This window comes from Fructilactobacillus sp. X2R6C1, from assembly GCF_059901295.1.
In genome coordinates, this window is record NZ_JBWXUZ010000005.1 from 35,841 (window position 1) to 51,277 (window position 15,437).

The window sequence follows — 15,437 nt, forward strand, 5'->3', positions numbered from 1 at the left end:
GTGTGGAATAAGTTTCACGTGAAACAAAAAAATCCTCCAAAAAAACTCGTATAATCATTTTTATTATAACAAATGAAAATGATTAGATATAAATTTTTCACTAGATACTATTTAATATATCCTTTTTATTACTAAAATACTCATCAATCATCTTTTTTAATCTTTTTTTATAAATCGTTTTTGTATTGCAACACTCTAATACCTCATTTAATCCTTCTGTCAAAAAAAGTAGTGCTGCCTCTTTTGGAAAATTCAAATTTCCTCTATCATTAAACTCCACTTTATTATCAACAATACAATAAACTTCATGTATTCCTGATGCATGAAGCTGTTTTGATAATTGATGGTTTAAAATTAAATATTCTTCTTTGCATCCAACATAATCTGCCACATCACTTAAATTATTTAAATAACACTTTTTCCCATTCTTATATTCATATAGTATTTTATAAAATTGTTTTAAATTTATATTTTCATTATGAGTTTCATCAAGAAGTTTGTTTATTTCTTCATCATTTTCATTTTGCATATTATCTAATTTTTCTTCGTCCAAATTCATTCTATGCATAAATCTTATTGCGGCATTTCTTTGATTAGAACTCGCACGACCACGATCAAAATTTTCTGAACCATAAACTTCATTTTTTAGTTTTTTTATATTATTTTTTTTAATCATAAGTTTGTATGATCTTTTTAAATTTTCATATTCCCCATTAGAATTGTCTTCTTTAATAAACAACTTTATATAATACCTTACCTCCATCATTGATCTCAGAATAGAAACCGGTATTGGAGAATTTTTATCTATACTTAGAATTGCTGAATATGCGTCTGATAAGTACGAAAGAAAAAACATTAATATATTATACTTATCTCCTTTCTTCTTTTCTGATAAACGTTTAGGTAATTCAATTTTGATCATATCATTAAACTCTTTACTTACTTTGCTTGAAAATATATATTCATATAACATTATATTCCCTCCTTCTTTGTTATTTTACCAAATAAAGATATATAAAATTTATAATGCATAATGAAGTTTTTAACAGTATAACTTTACTAAAAAATCCTCCAAACATTTGGAGGATTTCATCGTATTTTTAGACACAGTGTTCAATTATTTCTCAGGAATTTCCCACTCGTGGTCCTGATTATGTTTCTTCATGTAATTCATAAACTGCTTGGAGTTGTAAGCTTTCTTGACGTCCTGCGCCCACTTGGTGTGCTCATTCTTCTTGTTTACAACCGCTAGCAACATATACTGACTCTGAGGATTTTCACGCAGAAGCATTGAACTTGCTGGAATCTTAGCCCCGTAAGTATCAGAACCAGGGATAATAGCGTAGTCCACGCTATTTCTGGAACGTGGTTCGTTGGCCGAATCCATTTCATCGAACTTCAGGTCGTACTTGTTGTCGATGATGTCGTTCTTAGTGGCTTTGATGGGGTTAACACCCTTCTTCAACTTAATCCAACCCGCTTTTTCCATTACCAAGAAAGCTCGTGACATATTGGATGGATCGTTTGGAATGGCAACCGTGTCACCCTTCTTAACGTCCTTTAAGCTGTGCTTTTTGGCGGGGTAAATCCCGGTTGGAATGGTTGGCACCTTGGTCAAGGCAACCAAATCACCATGATTTTCCTTGTTAAAGTTGTTCATGTAAGCACCGTGTTGTTCAACGTTTAAGTCAACCTGACCCTGGTTTAAGGCCATATCAGCATTCAGCAAGACGGAGAATGACTTATTTTTCACCTTGTAACCGTCTTTTTCAAGAATGGGTTTGATGCCCTTCATAAATAGGTCACTGTATGGACCAGGCGAACTTGCTAAAGTGATCGTCTTCTTGTTTGACTGTGGTGCATGGGCCTTCTGATACGGCCGATACACAAACGTATATCCAAATAAAATCACGATAATTGCGACTAATGCGGTAATCCAATATCTTTTCTTCATCCTATTTCTCCCCTTCAACTAAGTAATCCTGTTTCTGCCAAAATCCCATTAAACGAAACAATTAAAAAAATCAGTTAGACTATCCATTAAGTTAGCCTAACTGATCCTTTTTCTCCACGTAAATAGAGTAGATTAGTATATTCGATTGAGTTGGAATTCACCAATCTCAGTTAGACTAACAAAATGTTGTATCTAACTGAGCACAAAAATTACTACACTTAGATACAGGCGTTTGATCAACACCCGCATCTAAAACTACGAACGCTGACCTACATGTAACAAATACAGCAACAGTAAGTATTTTGATAGTTCATAGTAATCGTTGTCATTGGTTTCATCCCTTTCTTATTTTGCATTAATTTAACCACAGAAATCGCGAGTTGTAAAGGATAAAGTTCACAAATCACTTAATCCTGTTTCACTTTCTTCAACTTGCGATGTTTCAGATACAGCATCACCGCAATGGTCACGGGAATGGTCAGAACCACTCCAATGGCGGAAATCAACGTCATGATTAACTCCGACGCAAAAATCTTGTCGTTCATGACCATGCCGATACTGTAGTGCAAACGCGCAAACCAGATGAACAAGCCAACTAACTCCCCGTAGAAACTAAAAAACAGGGTGTTAAAGGCCGTTCCAACAATTTCTTTTCCAATCGAAACTCCGATATAACTGAAGTCCTTATCAGAAATCTTGATGTTATGGTCCTGAATCTCGACTAAACCAGTGGCCATGGCAACGGCCGCTTCGGCCACTGCTCCCAGACAACTCAGAATCGTCATCGCACACGAAACGTTTAGGAATTTCACGCCGATTAAGAGTGACATCCCTTCTAAATCCTCGGTATTCTCGGGTCCAAAGCCTTGCACCTGCGCCCAATGTTCCACCGGAATGATCAACGCAATTACGATTGCCACCACGATTAATGAGGTCACAAACGCCACGTCGGCGTTCCGACCTTGTTCATTACCGAAGTAAATTGTAATGACGAGGATAATGACGGCGTTAACCAGTGTGACCCAGAGGTATGGAATGCCAAACGCAATCAAAACGACGGACATGAAGACCAAACCAAAGTTACACAAAAGACCAATAAAGGCCACGAAACCCTTGGAACCACCCGCCAGTAGCATTGCGAAAAAGAGAATTATTAATAAGACGGTCATGGTACTCATTTAATCACCTTCATTTCACAAAGCGCACTCGCAATCAGGCTGGTAATCGGCACCGTCAGCGTGATTCCAATCGCACTAATCAGACTTTGAATGATTCCAAGTGACATAATCATTGAGAACGAGTAGCCCCAGCTATTGCCGTTTCTTAAAAACAGCACCATCATTGGAAAAGTCCCAGCAACGAAGATAAGGAACAAGACGTTAATCAACGGTCCCATGATTGACCGCCCGATGTTTTGACCATTCTTTAAGAGTTTCAAGAACGAAAGACTGTGGTCTTCCTCGTAAACCGCAAACAGGCTGGACGTGATATCGGCTGAGAGGTCCATGATGGCCCCCAACGACCCAATCATACAACCGACGAAGTAGATTGGCAGTCGTTTTTGGGTCACGTAGTCCATCATCTCAAAGTTCATGCCCCGCTCGTGCGTGACCGACAGGACAATGAACGCTATCAGAATCGCGACCGCGGTTCCTAGAATCGTGGACGAAATCGTCACGACCGTCTCCTTTGACACGCCAAAAATCAAAATGGCGGTGACAATCGTGAAAATTACCGACAAGATGGCAAACAAGATGAACGGATTAAAGCTCGTCCCCACGTCAATTGAGACCGCCAAAAAGAACAGGACCGCGTTGATGATGATACTTAAAAGCGCCATGGAGCCACTGAACTTCAAAATCACCAGCAACAGCATCACCGTTAGCCAGATTAAGAAGACGACCGCGGTGTCCCGCTTAAAGCCATTGATCAAAATCGACGAGGGCTTTAAGTTCTTGTTAGCGACGTGGATAAAGACCTGTTGGCCAGCATGATACTTCATGTCGGTCGCCCCGGCACCAGAATACTGGTTGTTAGCGGTAATCGTCTTGCCCTTGTATTCTCCGTTTAAGACCTTGAGGGTCAGTTTCTGATTTTCTTGGTAGTCATGATTCTTAAATTCATCAGTTTGTGAAGTGCGACCGTAGTTGTGCACGTTTACGACTCGAGCCACCGTCTGTTTGTACATTGGTGCGTCGAAATGGGTAAAGGTTACGGCGACGATCCCCGAGATTAGCACCAAGACGATGGCGAGCCAACGAATCTTTAGCTTTGGATGGATTCGTTTCAAATTCTCATCCCCTAATTATTTACGTTCAGTGTATCATACTAAAATTAAGTTTCGCTAAACTTACGTATTTATAACTAGACAACAAAAAACACCTCTGAATTAAATCAGAAGTGTCATGAATTTTATTTAATAATTACCAAACGAATAATCCAACGATTCCAGCCGAGAGTAATGATACCAAGATTCCGGATAAGATTAAGTATCCAACATTTCTGGAAATAACGTCGTTCTTTTCCCGACTGACTAAGCCTTTCAGACATCCGATAACCATGCCAACGGTACTGAAGTTGGCAAAGGAAGTTAAAAAGACACAGAGTTGGGCTTGGTAGTGAGCTGGGAAAATGTGTAAGTTGTTGATATGGGGAGCAATGGCACCCATGACCACGAATTCGTTGGTCACTAACTTGGTTCCCATGTATTGAGCAAACTGGAAGGCGTGGTTAACGTCCATCCCCATCAGCCATGCAAATGGGAACATTACGATTCCAAGTAAGTGTTGAAGTGACAACCAAGGATTAATGAGTCCCAGTAACTTACTAATTAAGTTAGCAAGGGCCACGAAGGCAATGACGTTAGCAGCGATGATTAATACCAGTTTACCGGCACCTAAGATTGAGTCACCCAAAAATGAGAAGAACGGTTCTTTCTTGGGTTTTTCCGGCTTATCAGCAACCGTCTCTTCAGCCACTTGTTCTGAGGGTTCCGTCATCGTCGCAATTGTGTCTTCTTCAGGAGTAACGTGAACGGGGTTCAGTAGTGAGGTCACGATGATGGCGTTCAAGATGTTAAGCGGAATCGCGGTTAAAACGTATTGCCCAGGAATCATCTGGGTGTAAGAACCAACGATCGCAGCGGTGATACAAGACATCGACATCATGGCAACTGTCAAGAGTCGTTCACTGGATAATTTCTTGAGTTGCAGACTAGAAACAGCTAGGGCTTCCGTGTTTCCCAGAAACATCATTTCAACGGCGTAAAATGATTCGAACTTTGGTTGTCCCGTGACCTTTGATAACGCAATTCCGATCCATTTAATGATAAATGGTAAGATCCCAAAGTATGTAAGGATATCAAACAACGGAACAATCATTAGGATTGGAAGCAGTGCTGAAGTAACAAAGTTCATCTGTTTGACGTGCACCCAGTTAGGAAGCGCGAAGGCAATCCCAGTGTAGGCAACCTGCACGATCCAGTTGAATCCTTCAGCGGCCCCCTTGACAGCGTCTCGACCCAAACTAAAGCGAGTAAGGAGAAACGCGATGACTAGGTTTAAGACTAAAACGACGATAACCGATCGCCAGTTGACGTGCTTGTGATCCTTAGAAAACAAAAAGGCAATTCCGAGGAACACGGCGACCCCAATGATGTTAATGATTAGATAGTAATTCATCGAACTTTCTCCTCCATTTTATATGCAATGTTCGGATATTGTCAGATAACAAAATTCGAACAACCTGTTTTTTATAATAATAGTATTAAACATTAACAATTTCAACCTTCATCGCGGAAATGGTTCACGGATTGGTTAATTTTCCCGTAAAAAAAGACTAATTATCGGTTAAAACCAACAACTAGTCTAATTAATTTATTTCTTTTCTCGTTGTTTATCAATGCGTTCGTCGTACCACGTAAAAATCAGGAGCAGCCCAATCATAATCAGATTGACAATCGACTGCAGGACTTGATCTGGAACTAGTCCATACATTAAAACGGTAATCAAAAACAGCACCAGGTACTTAGCCGAACGCAAATACTCCTGGGTGTAGACGTAGCGCGCAAACTGCATGATTGACAGGATGGCGATGATTAAAAACGAACCATCCCGTAGAACGTGCTTTGACACATCTAGTTTCATATGCGTTAACCCTAAACCTGATCGGTTGGTCGAATCACGATTTCGTTGACCGAGGCATCCTTGGGCATGTCAATGGCGTACAGGATGGATTGCGCAATCCGTTTGGGACTAAGCGGCGTCAAATCGTATGACTCAAACTGCTTCTTGATGTCTGGATCGGTAATGTGATTGGGCAATTCGGTGGCTACCGCGCCGGGTGAAATCATAGTCACCCGAATACCAGACTTAGCCTTAGCCTCTTCCTCTCGGAGTGAATCACTAATCATCTTCACGGCCGCCTTTGTGGCACTGTACACCCCACTGTTAATTCCAGAAGTATGGGCCGCCACCGAAGCGGTGTTGATGTACTGACCGCTACCTTGACCACGCATCGTATCAAGGGAAGCGGTAATGCCATACAAAACACCCCTGATATTGACGTCAATCATGAGATTCCAACCCTTGACGTCACCCTTAATCAGTGGTGATTGGGGCATCACACCAGCATTGTTCATCCAAACGTCGATGCGACCAAACTGGTCAACCGCAGCGGACGCCAGGTTTCTGACCTCATCGAGTTTGGTGACATCGGTCTTCTGAATGGCAGCCACGCCACCGTCAGCTTCGATATCTTCCTGAATCGCACGTAAGCGATCCTCTCTTCTAGCGCCCAGCACGACCTTGGCGCCGTTTTTTGCCAATAACTTGGCGGTTGCTTCACCAATTCCACTAGAAGCTCCCGTAATTACAACTACTTTATCTTTAACAGCCATCTTAATTCTCCCTAACTATTTTAAATTGTTAAGTGCGGTTTCGATACTCATGTCACCACTGTGCATGATGATTACCTTGTCAAAGGCATGTTGGTTATTTAAAACGTCAAACAAGACCTGTGAAACGTCGTTGATTGAGTTCGAACCAGGCTTGTCATCATTAAAGGTTACTTCGCCGGTTCCAGGGGTCTCAAGCAAGGAACCCGGTTGTAAAATAGTGTAATTCAAGTCAGTATCATGAATTAACCAGTGGTCGGCCATGAACTTAGCAGCCTGGTAATCCTGCAACTTGGCGTAGTGTTTCTTTCCTTCCCATTGGTCTGGTTGAAGCGCAAAGGCTGAACTGAGCATGATGTAACGTTTGACGCCAGCTTTTTCGGCGGCCTGCATGGTCTTGATGGCTCCGTAACTGTCAACTAGGACCACGTTGTGTCCACCAGATCCAGCGGTGAAGTAGATGGCATCAAAGCCCTTCATTGCGTCGGCCATTGCGTTAACACTCATGTCGACGATGCTAAACTTCATGGTGTTAATTTTGGGACGTTCCTCAACGGTGTCCACAAACTTGACTTCTTCGGGATGACGAGCCGCAATGGTAACCGAATCGTCAGTGTTTTTTTGAAATTGTTTTACTAGGTCAGAACCGACTCTTCCGGTTCCACCAATAATCATAATCTTCATAATTGAAACCTCCTATATACGTCTAAAGCATAACAAATTCAACTAAACGTTAATAGCGATATGCATGTGAAGTTTATGTTAAAGCCGGCGTTAATTGTGCTACCATTCAATCACATAAAATAAATAAAGATAGACATTTTTATCATGTATGATATACTATGTTTGTACCGCGTAGGCGGTAGTTTTCAAACAAGATGCACTACTCCTTTCTATTTGATGGTTATGACCCACAAGTACCATGAAGTTCCCTTGCAACTATTTTTGATAGTTGCAAGGGAACTTTTTGTTTTAAAGACTAATCACGACATTGGATTACCTCTAACTAGATAAGAATAATCTTTGACATTTCGTTCTTAAATGCTAATATCAAATTGGAAAAATGGTTATAGTCCCGTTGAATCACTTAATAACAACTAAAAATCACCCAAAGACTAGTTCATAGTCATCGGGTGATTTCTTCAGTCGTTATTTTTTAATGACCGTTGCTCGACCATTTTCCTCAAAATCGGCAACGTTGTCTAATGACGTAATCACGGCTTCCTTGCCGGTGTTTTTCACAAACTGCATCGCCGCTTGAATCTTGGGTTCCATTGAACCCTTACCAAACTGACCTTGTTTTAGATACATGTCCAGTTCGTCAAGCGACACGTGTCCCAGTTCTCTTTGATTAGGCCGTCCGAAATTAATGGCCGCCTGGTCAATGCCCGTCAGGATAATTAACTGGTCGGCGTTCACCATTTGTCCGATTAGTGAAGCCGTAAAGTCTTTATCAATCACGGCTTCCACGCCTTCGACGTCCCCGTCATCGGTCATGACGACCGGAACGCCGCCACCACCACCAGCAATGACAGTGAACCCACTGTCAACCAGGGTGCTAATCTGCTTGGCTTCTAAAATGCTGATGGGATGAGGCGATGGAACAACCCGCCTGAATCCGCGACCGGCATCTTCGGCAAATTTCCAGTCCGGATGTTTCATTAAGACGGAATTAACGTCCGCGTAAAACGGACCGATGGGTTTGGTTGGATCCTTAAACGCTGGATCATTGGGATTGACTAATACCCGCGTGACAATGGTTGAACTAGTCATATCATTGTCTGAGAGGGCATCCCCAATCCACAGTCCTAACTCACCTTGAGTCATCGCTCCAACCACGTCAAGTGGCATTGGCGGATTTTCCTTCGTGCTACCGTTTAGTTCTTGGAGTAACAAGTTTCCAACCTGCGGGCCATTGCCGTGAGTAATCACTAACTGAAGGTTCTCAGTTGAATTACGCACGAACTTCACGATTTTTTTCGTGGTTTTTTTTAAAGCTTCTCTTTGCCCTTTTGCAGTTGGATCATCGGTTAAAATCGCATTGCCACCTAGAGCTATCACGATTCTCTTCATTTACGACACTCCTATCTTTCCCATAAATAGAGCAATTACCGCCCCAATGGCAGCAATCGTTATCAATGCCATCATGATCCATTCAAAGGTTGTAATTTTGCGTCCTTGATTCTTGATCGCTTTGATGTAGAAACCAAAGCCTAGAACGTATGCAATTGAGCATAACCACAAGAATTGTAGTCCCGCCACTGCGATTCCGACAACTTCAAACAATAGAGCTAGGATTCCTGGCATCATTTTCTTGACCGAATGAGCCTGCAGTCCAGCCTTAATTTGATCGGCACCAACCAGCGCGTAACAAATCACAATCGCTGCCGTACACAACGAGATTGCCAGGTTGTACGCCTGATCGGTAAATAGTAACGAAATCAAAACAATTTGTACCAAAATCTGAGTTAACCACAATGAGTGTGAAGGTGAATTGTGCTTGTTTAAGTAACCGAACCACCGGGGTAGTAGCTTCTGATCAGCTAGTTGTGACGTCGCTTCAACCGGAAGCATGGTCCATGACAGGAGGGCACCGACCATGGTGATTATAAGTGAGATACTGACAAAAGCCGCACCTATTGGTCCAATCATATCTTTAACAACGTAGGTCAGGGCCGGGTTGCTCAACTTAGCTAGTTTGGCTTGGGGTAAGTAACCATATGGTAGCATCGCAATCACGATGTTGATGATCAAGAGTGAGATGGTGCCAATAATGGTCGCCTTGGCCGCATCAGAACGCTTCTTAGCGCGTCCTGCCATCATCGTGGCACCTTCAATCCCGATGAAGATCCACATGGTGGTGATGATACAGCCTTTGACTTGATCAAATACCCCCATTGTCGTCGCCGGACTATACGTGAAGTTAGTACTAAAATTAGCCCAGAAGTGGGCGGTGAAAACGTTAGCTTTGAATAAGACAATTCCTAAGATTGCGAAAGCAACCAAGGGAATTATTTTTATTACGGTGATAATGGTATTGATGAAAGCCGCGTTCTCAATCCCCATCGTTACTAACCACGTGAGTAGCCACGTGAATACCGACGCAATGATTACCGCTTGAATTGAGTTGCCTGATCGAAAAACCGGAAAGAAATAACCGATCGCTGACATCATCATGGTGGCAAACGCAATATTACCAAGCCATGCCGATAGCCAGTATCCCCAGCCCGATAGAAATCCAGCAAAGTCACCAAATCCATCTCTGGCAAAATCGGAAATTCCAGTCAGTTCTGGTTTATCCTCACTTAGAGACTTCAAACTCATTGCTAGTGCAAAAATTCCGACTCCAGTAATAATCCACGCAACGAGCGCGGGTCCCGGAGTGGCCGCTGCCGCAATCTGTTCACTGGCATTATAAATTCCAGCGCCAATCGCGGAACTAATGACCAGCATGATTAATCCAAATAATGAAACTCCCTTTTTATTTCCCATATAATTTACGCAATCCTCTCAAATCCTAATTTAGGACATGATTGTCTCATTGATAATCCTATTTATGCTTTAGTAAAATTTAATTTTCGTTGTACATACTTAAGTCGCCTAAAGTGGCGGCCATAATTGCCATGATCGAGTGCTTACGGTTACCGGCCTCAACGAACTGGCGCCCGTAAGGACTTCTAAAGACCTCGTCGGTTACTTCCATTTCGGGACTGTTTAGGCCCTTGTATTTTTTAACTGCCTCTTTAGCAGTGGTGGTGTTGCCGTCATGAAAGGCTGGCAGACAGTGCATGAAAATCAATTCATCGTCAGGGGTGCCCGTCTTCTTCATTAAGTCCATGTTGACTTGGTATGGTAGTAGTTGGTCAATTCGTTGTTGCCAGTTGTTTTCACCCATTGACACCCAGACATCGGTGTAGATGATGTTAGAGTCCTTGACCCCCTTGTCAATGTCAGAGGTAATCATGAAGTGTGCTCCTGATTCCTTGGCGTACTTTTCGGCCAAATCGACGACTGCTTTTTCGGGGTGCAGTTCGTCGGGAGCCACGATGTGAACGTTCACACCTAGCATCGAACCAGTCACTAGTAAAGAATTGGCCACGTTATTTCGCCCGTCACCAACAAAGGTCAACGTGAGCCCCTTTAAGTGACCGAAGTTTTCCTTCACGGTCATGAAGTCAGCAATCATTTGAGTGGGATGCCACTCGTTTGAAAGACCGTTCCAAACGGGGACTCCCGAGTACTTGGCCATGATTTCCATGTCGGATTGTTCAAAGCCCCGGTACTCAATTCCGTCAGCCAGTTCGCCAAAGACTCGCGCGGAGTCTTCCACCGATTCCTTTTTGCCGAACTGACTTGAGGTTGGATCAATGTAGGCCGTGTTTCCGCCTAAGTCGTCACCACCAAGTTCAAACGAGAGTCTGGTTCTGGTCGAAGTCTTTTGAAACAAGAGCACCAGGTCCTTGTCGTGTAAATACTTGGTCACCTTGCCGTACTTCTTGTGTTCATTTTTCAAGTTAATGGCAAAATCAATCAAAGCTTCAATCTGGGCTGGTGTAAAATCAGACTCCTTTAAAAAAGAACGTCCCTGCATTGATTTTAATTCCTCTAGTAATGTACTCATTTAATTTGCTCCCCCTCTAATTATTTTTATCAAGTGGTTCACGAATGATTGGTTGTGACATACAACGAGCTCCACCACGGCCACGCGATAGTTCTGAAGACAAAATCTCGTAAACGGTAATACCGTGTTTCCGCATTACATCAATCGTGATTGTGTTGCGATCGTATGTGACCACTTCCCCAGGGGCAATTGCCAAGTTATTTGACCCATCGTTCCACTGTTCACGTGGAGCGGCAACTGGGTCACCATCGCCGGTCTCCATCATGTCAATCTCAGATAATCCAAGAACTTCTTTGAGTGTATCCGGCAGACTTTCACGATGTTCCATGTTGATGGTATTGTTTTTTCCGGGATGAAGGATGTTAATATTCATCTTACCACCGTTCATGATCCCTGGATATACGGTAAATTGGTCGTAGTTGACCATGGTGAAGACCGTATCTAGATGCATCATGGCATGGTTATGCGGAATTTGAACCGCCACGATTGTGTCAAAATGTGACTTGGGATCTTCAAAAAGTTTGTGAGCCAGTTTTTCAATCGAACGAGTTGAGGTTCGTTGTGAGCAACCAATTGCCATGACGTGATCGTTTAAAACGAGTTCGTCACCACCCTCAATCCGAGCATCATTATAGCGGTCCAGCCAAACGTCAACTTTTCCGGCAAACCGTGGATGATACTTCATCACGTACTCCGTGATGAGTGACTCCGGACGCCGCGCCTCAAAAGTCATGTGGTTAATCGTTAAACCAGATCCCATCGAAGCTTGCGGATCCCTGGTAAAGTACGCATTTGGTAGTGGATCCAGTAGGAAAGGATCAAAAGCGTTCGTCCCGGCCACGTCGTGCAAACTTGGGTGAGTAAAATGAATTTTATCTCGTCTTAGGCCGGCATAAATCGTACTGACCAAGTCGTGAATCGAGAGACTCTCAAAGTAGCGTTTGATGTCCTCTGCCGAACTACCCGTGTAGTAGTGTTCACTTAGGTAAGTTGACTCAAAATCATCCCTTACGTCATCCTTTTTTAAGATGTCTTCCAACAAATCCTCGATGTACACAACCTCCACTCCATGATCACGGAGTAGATTGGTAAAATAATCGTGCTCTTTGTCAGCGATTTTTTGATACGGGATGTCATCAAACAACATCTGCTTCATGGTATCCGGAATGACATTTTCAATCTCTTTTCCGGGCCTGTGCATTAAGACAGACTTCAGCTGCCCAATTTCAGAGTTCACTTCAATTGCAGATTTCATAATAATCCTCCTTAAGAATTGTTATTCATGCTTATGGTTAAACGATTTAACCACCCATATCGTACGGGGTTTCGCAATTTATAACAAGCATTTTAACCGACTAGAAAAAGTTTCCTAGTCGTACGTCAATAATGATAACTGTTTCACAAATTTTGTCAAATCGTTCAAAGACCGATAATTTGTAAAAGTGGATATGTGTTGATACACTGGGAAACTTAAACATTTTTATCAAATTTTAACTAACTTTTTAATAGTTACATGTTTAACAATCGTCGCACCAGAAAAATCCTCGAACGTAATATAACTTGGCTCTTAATTAATTAACTTTGTTGAATGTACTGATTAATGATAATCCATTATTAGTTGATACTTAGACCGTTTAAATCAGCCTTAATCGCCAGTACTTGTCAACCATCTAAAATAATTAAAAATAATCTCGCTTTTGTTTTAACGCAATGGTATAATTAGTTCGGTAATGAGAAGTACCAATCAATCTCTTTTGCCATTTTAAAAACATACCTGTGCACCAAATCTATTGAGAGACCTCCACGTCTACTCGGATTTGGTGTTTTTAGTAAAACAGAAAGGGGGTTACTTGAATTGACAGTCTTTAAGGAACTACTTGAACTAGTGATTTTGGTGTTACTGATGGTCTTAACCTTTTTTCATCCCAATCCTTGGGTGGGAATTGGCCTAAACGTCCTTTTAATCTTAATCTTGTGGCTCTTCCCCGAGGGAAGTAATAAGATTAACAAACTCTTCAAGTACATAATCACAGCGGTCTTTTTGATCTCGATTATCCTGATCGTCCTGCAGATGATTTTTCAATAAAAAAAAGGAGCACTTCAAAAAAATGAAGTGCTCCTTTTGCGTATTTACTTATAAACCTAATTACCTAAAAGCTTGGTGTAAGAAGCAATGTCACTTACGGCATCCTTTAACTGTTTGGAATAGTATTCTTCTGATGGCGCATTACTTACAAAATTGCCATCCTTTTCAAAGTTGTCGTCAATGTGACCAATCATGGTCATGTGTGGCAACATTACCATTCCCAACATGGATAAAGTGGGAAGAATGCCTAAAGCCGAAGCTTGACCAGACAAGGCACTGCTAGAATACGAAACAATTCGGGCAGGCTTGTCAGCCGTTTCAAAGCCGATATAATCAAGGGCGTTCTTAAACGCACCAGAAAGACCGTTGTCATAGACTGGTTCAATAAATAGATAACCGTCTCCAGCCTTGATGTTATCAATCCACTTCTTGGGGGCCCCCGTTAGCTTCCGGTCAGGATTACCCATTGGTGGAAGTGGTTCATTGAAGATTGGTAAGTCTAAATCACCAATATCAATAAAGTTCAACTTGACCTCGTTGTCAGACTCAAGTTCTTCTGCGTTCTTCTTTAAAAAGTTAAAAATTCCGGCACCACTAGAATTGGATCTGGCACTACCTAAAATTACGTCAACTGTTTTCATTTAATCTCTCTCCCTTTACTCACAAAAAGTAAGTTAATATGTACTTTAATTCTATTTAATTTCCGAAATAAAAGCAAGCAAAAGGTCCGCTTCGTAGTTGGCCTATCACAATTCTTTATAAAATAGTTAACTTTCATTACAATCAAAACTCACTATACTATAATAAGGTGAGAAGTAGATGAGGGGGAAGTAACATGAAGAATTGGCTTAATAAGATTCTCAAATCAGTCCATGGCGATTCTGACAAGAAGTCATCGGATCATGCCGAGAATGAAAATCAAAACACTCCAAATGAAGCAAAAAACAGTGATAGTAAGCAAACCACTGAACAAAACCAAGATCCAAAGCAAATCAAAAACGATAAATTACTTGGAACAAGCAACGCCATTGATAAGTGATTCTTAAGCAAGATGATTGTGATTGATTCAGTTGAACACTATACTTTAGTTAGTAGATAATTTGTAGGAGGTACTAAAATGACGAAAAAAATGGAAGTCCAAGTTTGGTCCGATATTGCATGTCCGTTCTGTTACATCGGACGGGCCCACTTCAAGTCCGCACTAAGTGATTTTGACCATAAGGACGACGTTGAGGTTCATTACAATAGTTTTGAACTTGATCCCAACGCATCTGGTGAACCAGAAACCATGGCTGACCATATGAGTAAGGAAAAGGGAATGTCAAAGGAAAAAGTTTCCGAGTTTCTATCAACCATCACCGAACTGGCAAACGAAGCTGGTTTAAAGATGGATACCGGAAAGATTAAAGTAGTGAACACCTTAAAAGCTCACCGTTTACTTCACTTTGCGGGAACCAAGGGCAAAGAATCCGAACTGATGGATAAGTTGTTTGAAGCTTACTTTGCCGACGGTTTAAACGTTGACGACAACTCCGTTTTAGTTGACCTCGCCATGAGTGTTGGTCTAAATCAGGACGAAGTCAAATCTGTCATAGACAGTGATAAATTCAAGGACGACGTCAGAGCTGACGAAGCCGCCGCTCAACAAGTTGGAATTAACGGGGTTCCGTTTTACATCTTTAACAAGAAGTACGCCGTTTCTGGTGCTCAACCGGTGAAGGTCTTCAAGTCCGCTTTATACAAGGCTTGGGCTAGCTTTCAACCAATTGAAATGGTTGGTGGCGATGACAACCAACAAAAAGGTGCTAACTGCGAAGGCGGCAGTTGCAGTATTGACCCAAATGATAATAAAAATTAATTAAACTAAACGGTCCGTTGGAAT

16 protein-coding genes are annotated in these 15,437 nt (G+C 41.9%); 3 read left to right on the top strand and 13 right to left on the bottom strand.

Annotation, left to right across the window (positions count from 1 at the left end; genetic code table 11):
* Window positions 1-100: 100 nt before the first annotated feature.
* The 12 genes from AC6UDF_RS06070 to AC6UDF_RS06125 form a co-directional block, all read right to left on the bottom strand.
* A complete protein-coding gene (locus AC6UDF_RS06070) occupies window positions 101-973 on the bottom strand; it encodes a hypothetical protein (protein ID WP_500724069.1) in 873 nt (290 codons plus the stop codon).
* Between the two features lie 144 nt (window positions 974-1,117).
* Window positions 1,118-1,954, bottom strand: a complete 837-nt coding sequence (locus AC6UDF_RS06075; RefSeq protein WP_500724072.1) for a MetQ/NlpA family ABC transporter substrate-binding protein — start codon at window positions 1,952-1,954, stop codon at window positions 1,118-1,120.
* A gap of 407 nt (window positions 1,955-2,361) precedes the next feature.
* The gene (locus AC6UDF_RS06080; protein WP_500694172.1) at window positions 2,362-3,132 is read right to left on the bottom strand and encodes a YibE/F family protein; all 771 of its coding nucleotides are present in this window, start codon (window positions 3,130-3,132) and stop codon (window positions 2,362-2,364) included.
* Window positions 3,129-4,244 carry a YibE/F family protein gene (locus AC6UDF_RS06085; protein ID WP_500694173.1) on the bottom strand — a complete coding sequence of 372 codons (1,116 nt, stop codon included), beginning with the start codon at window positions 4,242-4,244 and terminating at the stop codon, window positions 3,129-3,131. The genes AC6UDF_RS06080 and AC6UDF_RS06085 overlap by 4 nt, the downstream gene beginning before the upstream one ends.
* 133 nt (window positions 4,245-4,377) lie before the next feature.
* Window positions 4,378-5,634, bottom strand: a complete 1,257-nt coding sequence (locus tag AC6UDF_RS06090) for a NupC/NupG family nucleoside CNT transporter (protein ID WP_500694174.1) — start codon at window positions 5,632-5,634, stop codon at window positions 4,378-4,380.
* Between the two features lie 195 nt (window positions 5,635-5,829).
* The gene (locus AC6UDF_RS06095) at window positions 5,830-6,099 is read right to left on the bottom strand and encodes a hypothetical protein (RefSeq protein ID WP_500694175.1); all 270 of its coding nucleotides are present in this window, start codon (window positions 6,097-6,099) and stop codon (window positions 5,830-5,832) included.
* A gap of 11 nt (window positions 6,100-6,110) precedes the next feature.
* Complete coding sequence (locus tag AC6UDF_RS06100; RefSeq protein ID WP_500694176.1) at window positions 6,111-6,851, bottom strand: SDR family oxidoreductase; 741 nt, start codon at window positions 6,849-6,851, stop codon at window positions 6,111-6,113.
* Between the two features lie 15 nt (window positions 6,852-6,866).
* Window positions 6,867-7,532, bottom strand: coding sequence for an SDR family oxidoreductase (locus tag AC6UDF_RS06105; RefSeq protein WP_500694177.1), 666 nt, complete (start codon window positions 7,530-7,532; stop codon window positions 6,867-6,869).
* A 465-nt stretch (window positions 7,533-7,997) separates the two neighbouring features.
* Window positions 7,998-8,921 (bottom strand): carbamate kinase, encoded by a 924-nt coding sequence (arcC, locus tag AC6UDF_RS06110; RefSeq protein ID WP_500694178.1) that lies wholly within the window; start codon window positions 8,919-8,921, stop codon window positions 7,998-8,000.
* Window positions 8,922-10,340 (bottom strand): basic amino acid/polyamine antiporter, encoded by a 1,419-nt coding sequence (locus tag AC6UDF_RS06115; RefSeq protein WP_500694179.1) that lies wholly within the window; start codon window positions 10,338-10,340, stop codon window positions 8,922-8,924.
* Between the two features lie 79 nt (window positions 10,341-10,419).
* On the bottom strand, window positions 10,420-11,469 hold the full coding sequence (argF, locus tag AC6UDF_RS06120; protein WP_500694180.1) for an ornithine carbamoyltransferase: 1,050 nt from the start codon (window positions 11,467-11,469) through the stop codon (window positions 10,420-10,422).
* Between the two features lie 16 nt (window positions 11,470-11,485).
* Window positions 11,486-12,724 carry an arginine deiminase gene (locus AC6UDF_RS06125; protein ID WP_500694181.1) on the bottom strand — a complete coding sequence of 413 codons (1,239 nt, stop codon included), beginning with the start codon at window positions 12,722-12,724 and terminating at the stop codon, window positions 11,486-11,488.
* Between the two features lie 600 nt (window positions 12,725-13,324).
* On the opposite strand from AC6UDF_RS06125, the gene AC6UDF_RS06130 reads away from it, so the two are divergent.
* Complete coding sequence (locus AC6UDF_RS06130; protein ID WP_500694182.1) at window positions 13,325-13,555, top strand: hypothetical protein; 231 nt, start codon at window positions 13,325-13,327, stop codon at window positions 13,553-13,555.
* A 56-nt stretch (window positions 13,556-13,611) separates the two neighbouring features.
* On the opposite strand, the gene AC6UDF_RS06135 is transcribed toward AC6UDF_RS06130, so the two are convergent.
* Entirely contained in the window at window positions 13,612-14,196 is a 585-nt protein-coding gene (locus AC6UDF_RS06135; RefSeq protein ID WP_500724074.1) for an NADPH-dependent FMN reductase, read from the bottom strand.
* 194 nt (window positions 14,197-14,390) lie between these two features.
* Here AC6UDF_RS06135 and AC6UDF_RS06140 point away from each other — a divergent pair, with 194 nt between their 5' ends.
* Both AC6UDF_RS06140 and AC6UDF_RS06145 read left to right on the top strand, forming a co-directional pair.
* Window positions 14,391-14,594, top strand: coding sequence for a hypothetical protein (locus AC6UDF_RS06140; RefSeq protein WP_500695963.1), 204 nt, complete (start codon window positions 14,391-14,393; stop codon window positions 14,592-14,594).
* Window positions 14,595-14,672: 78 nt separating this feature from the next.
* On the top strand, window positions 14,673-15,413 hold the full coding sequence (locus tag AC6UDF_RS06145; RefSeq protein ID WP_500694185.1) for a DsbA family oxidoreductase: 741 nt from the start codon (window positions 14,673-14,675) through the stop codon (window positions 15,411-15,413).
* Window positions 15,414-15,437: the final 24 nt, after the last annotated feature.

Excerpts from the sequence above, each read along its gene's own strand:
- AC6UDF_RS06070 (WP_500724069.1), bottom strand. The coding sequence starts at position 973 with ATGTTATATGAATATATATTTTCAAGCAAAGTAAGTAAAGAGTTTAAT.
- AC6UDF_RS06075 (WP_500724072.1), bottom strand. The coding sequence starts at position 1,954 with ATGAAGAAAAGATATTGGATTACCGCATTAGTCGCAATTATCGTGATT.
- AC6UDF_RS06080 (WP_500694172.1), bottom strand. The coding sequence starts at position 3,132 with ATGAGTACCATGACCGTCTTATTAATAATTCTCTTTTTCGCAATGCTA.
- AC6UDF_RS06090 (WP_500694174.1), bottom strand. The coding sequence starts at position 5,634 with ATGAATTACTATCTAATCATTAACATCATTGGGGTCGCCGTGTTCCTC.
- AC6UDF_RS06095 (WP_500694175.1), bottom strand. The coding sequence starts at position 6,099 with ATGAAACTAGATGTGTCAAAGCACGTTCTACGGGATGGTTCGTTTTTA.
- AC6UDF_RS06100 (WP_500694176.1), bottom strand. The coding sequence starts at position 6,851 with ATGGCTGTTAAAGATAAAGTAGTTGTAATTACGGGAGCTTCTAGTGGA.
- AC6UDF_RS06105 (WP_500694177.1), bottom strand. The coding sequence starts at position 7,532 with ATGAAGATTATGATTATTGGTGGAACCGGAAGAGTCGGTTCTGACCTA.
- arcC (WP_500694178.1), bottom strand. The coding sequence starts at position 8,921 with ATGAAGAGAATCGTGATAGCTCTAGGTGGCAATGCGATTTTAACCGAT.
- AC6UDF_RS06115 (WP_500694179.1), bottom strand. The coding sequence starts at position 10,340 with ATGGGAAATAAAAAGGGAGTTTCATTATTTGGATTAATCATGCTGGTC.
- argF (WP_500694180.1), bottom strand. The coding sequence starts at position 11,469 with ATGAGTACATTACTAGAGGAATTAAAATCAATGCAGGGACGTTCTTTT.
- AC6UDF_RS06125 (WP_500694181.1), bottom strand. The coding sequence starts at position 12,724 with ATGAAATCTGCAATTGAAGTGAACTCTGAAATTGGGCAGCTGAAGTCT.
- AC6UDF_RS06135 (WP_500724074.1), bottom strand. The coding sequence starts at position 14,196 with ATGAAAACAGTTGACGTAATTTTAGGTAGTGCCAGATCCAATTCTAGT.
- AC6UDF_RS06140 (WP_500695963.1), top strand. The coding sequence starts at position 14,391 with ATGAAGAATTGGCTTAATAAGATTCTCAAATCAGTCCATGGCGATTCT.
- AC6UDF_RS06145 (WP_500694185.1), top strand. The coding sequence starts at position 14,673 with ATGACGAAAAAAATGGAAGTCCAAGTTTGGTCCGATATTGCATGTCCG.